Source organism: Actinomadura sp. GC306, from assembly GCF_004348665.1.
Classification (GTDB): domain Bacteria; phylum Actinomycetota; class Actinomycetes; order Streptosporangiales; family Streptosporangiaceae; genus Spirillospora.
Genome location: NZ_SMKM01000436.1, coordinates 1 through 3,158, shown reverse-complemented (window position 1 = coordinate 3,158; position 3,158 = coordinate 1). Strand labels below are relative to the sequence as shown.

Here is a 3,158-nt window from a genome sequence, read left to right as displayed (position 1 = left end):
CAGGTGGGCCGGCGGGTCAGGTGGGCAGGGACGCCACTCCCGGCTCCAGGAAGCGGCGGCCGGTGACCCGCTCGGCGACGCCCGACCGGTCGAGGTAGGGCGTGACGCCGCCGAGGTGGAACGGCCAGCCGGCGCCGAGGATCATGCACAGGTCGATGTCCTGCGGGGCGGCGACGACGCCCTCGTCCAGCATGAGGCGGATCTCGTCGGCGAGCGCGGCGAGCGCCCGGCCGAGCACCTGCTCCTCGGTGGACGGGTCCGTCCCGCCGCCGAAGATCTCCACGACCTCCGGGTCGAGGGAGAAGTCGGGCAGGTACACGCCGGTCTTGCCGGCCGCGACCATCTTCGCCAGGTTGTCCGACAGCGGGAACCGGTCCGGGAACGCTTCGTGCAGGGTCTCGTTCACGTGCAGCGCGATCGCCGGCCCGACGAGGCCCATCAGCACGAACGGCGGCATCGGCAGGCCCAGCGGCGCGACGGAGCGCTCGGCGACCTCGATCGGGGTGCCCTCGTCCACCGTCCGGACGATCTCGGCGAGCAGCCGCAGCAGCACGCGGTTGACGACGAACGCCGGCGCGTCCTTGACCAGCACGCACGACTTCTTCAGCTGCCTGCCGGTCGCGAACGCGGTGGCGAGGGCCGCGTCGCCGGTCCGCTCGCCCTTCACGATCTCCAGCAGCGGCAGCACCGCGACCGGGTTGAAGAAGTGGAAGCCGACCACCCGCTCGGGGTGCCGCAGCCCGGCCGCCATCTCGCTCACCGACAGCGACGAGGTGTTGGTCGCGAGGACGCACTCGGCGGAGACGTGCTCCTCGACCTCGGCGAACACCTTCTTCTTGACCGACATCTCCTCGAAGACGGCCTCGATGACGAAGTCGGCGTCGGCGAACGCCTCCTTGCCGAGCGAGCCGGTGATGAGCGACTTGAGGCGGTTCGCCTTGTCGGGGGAGACGCGGCCCTTGCCGAGCAGCTTGTCGATCTCGCCGTGCGCGTGGCCGACGCCCTTGTCGAGGCGCTCCCGGTCGAGGTCGGTCAGCACGACCGGCACCTCCAGGCGCCGCGCGAACAGCAGCGCGAGCTGCGAGGCCATCAGCCCGGCGCCGACGACGCCGACCTTGGTGACCGGGCGGGCCAGCGCCTGGTCGGGCGCCCCGGCGGGCTGCTTCGCGCGCTTCTGGGTGAGGTCGAACGCGTACAGGCCGGCGCGCAGCTCGTCGCCCATGATGAGGTCGGCCAGGGCCTCGTCCTCGGCGGCGAAGCCCGCGTCGCGGTCGCGGTCCTTGGCCGCGGCGATCAGGTCGAGCGCGCGGGTGTAGGACGGGGCGGCGCCGTGCAGCTTTCCGTCCACGTTCCAGCGGGCCGCCGCGACGGCGTCGTCCCACGCCTTGCCCCGGTCGACCTCGGGCCGGCGGATGACGATGTCGCCGTTCAGGACGCGGGCCGTCCAGGCCAGCGACTCCTCCAGGAAGTCCGCCGAGTCGAAGATGGCGTCGGCGATGCCCAGCTCGTACGCCTGCGGGCCCTTCAGCGTGCGGTTCTGCGCGAGCGGGTTGTCGATGACGACCTTGATCGCCTTCTCCGCGCCGATCAGGTTCGGCAGCAGGTACGTGCCGCCCCAGCCGGGCACGAGGCCGAGGAAGGTCTCCGGCAGCGCGAACGCCGGGACGCCCGACGAGATCGTCCGGTAGGTGCAGTGCAGGCCGATCTCGACGCCGCCGCCCATCGCCGCGCCGTTGTAGTAGGCGAACGACGGGACGTCCAGCTCGCCGAGCCGCCGGAACACGTCGTGGCCCAGCCTGGCGATCGCGTGCGCGTCCTCCCGCGTCCGGATGAGCGGGACGCCGTTGAGGTCGGCGCCGACGGCGAAGATGAACGGCTTTCCGGTGACGCCGACGGCCGCGATGTCGTCGCGCGCGGCGACCGCGTCGAGCGCTGCGTCCAGCTCGGCGAGGCCGTTGGGCCCGAACGTGCTGGGCTTGGTGTGGTCGTGGCCGTTGTCCAGCGTGATGAGGGCGAGGGTGCCCGCACCGAACGGGAGGGTCACGTCCCGGACGCGGGCACGCGTGACGACCTCGTCAGCGAAGAGTGCGGCGAGTTCGCTCATGCCGAGCCCTCCCAGTTCACGTTCTCCCAGAGGACGGTTCCGCCCATGCCCATGCCCACGCACATCGTGGTCAGTCCGTACCGGACGTCCGCGCGCTCCTCGAACAGGCGCGAGAGCTGGTTCATCAGCCGGACGCCGGACGAGGCGAGCGGGTGGCCGAGGGCGATCGCGCCGCCCCACGGGTTCACCCGCGCGTCGTCATCGGCGATCTTGAAGTGCTCCAGGAACGCCAGCACCTGCACGGCGAACGCCTCGTTGATCTCGATGAGGCCGATGTCGTCCATGGTCAGCGCGTTGCGGGCGAGGAGCTTCTCGGTGGCGGGGACGGGCCCGACGCCCATGACCTCCGGCTCGACCCCGGCGAACGCGAAGTCGACCAGCCGCATCCGCGGGGTGAGGCCGATCTCGCCGGCGACGTCCTCGGCGGCCAGCAGGCAGGCGGTCGCGCCGTCGTTGAGGCCCGCCGCGTTGCCCGCGGTCACGTTGCCGCGGACGCGGAAGGGGGTCTTCAGCGCGGCCAGGCTCTCCAGCGTGGTGCCGGGACGCGGCGGCTCGTCCTCGGTCGCGAGGCCCCAGCCCTTCTCGGCGGAGCGGATCGCGGTCGCCGCGAGGTCCGGCTGGATCTTCCCGGCTGCGTAGGCGGCGGCGACCTTCTGCTGGCTGCGGACGGCGTAGGCGTCCGCGCGGTCCTTGGTGATGCCCGGGAACCGGTCGTGCAGGTTCTCCGCCGTCGAGCCCATGACCAGGGCGGACGGGTCGACGAGCCGGTCGGCGAGGAACCGCGGGTTCGGGTCGACGCCCTCGCCCATCGGGTGCCGCCCCATGTGCTCGACGCCGCCCGCGATGACGACGTCGTAGGAGCCGAACGAGATCCCGGCCCCGGACGTGGTGACGGCGGTCATCGCCCCCGCGCACATGCGGTCGATGGCGTAGCCGGGGACGCTCTTCGGCAGCCCGGCCAGCACGGCGGCGGACCGGCCGATGGTCAGGCCCTGGTCGCCGGTCTGGGTGGTGGCGACGATGGCGACCTCGTCGACCCGCTCGGGCGGGAGGG

2 protein-coding genes are annotated in these 3,158 nt (G+C 72.5%); both read right to left on the bottom strand.

Translation table 11 applies throughout. The features are described from left to right. Positions 1 to 16 precede the first annotated feature (16 nt). Positions 17 to 2,104 (bottom strand): 3-hydroxyacyl-CoA dehydrogenase NAD-binding domain-containing protein, encoded by a 2,088-nt coding sequence (locus E1200_RS32265; protein WP_131956301.1) that lies wholly within the window; start codon positions 2,102 to 2,104, stop codon positions 17 to 19. Then, positions 2,101 to 3,158: thiolase family protein (locus E1200_RS32260; protein WP_131956299.1), on the bottom strand; the 1,058-nt coding region annotated here is incomplete at its 5' end. The genes E1200_RS32265 and E1200_RS32260, both read right to left, overlap by 4 nt.

Bases quoted from the DNA above. Each gene is read 5' to 3' on its own strand.
- E1200_RS32265 (WP_131956301.1), bottom strand. From the start codon at position 2,104: ATGAGCGAACTCGCCGCACTCTTCGCTGACGAGGTCGTCACGCGTGCC.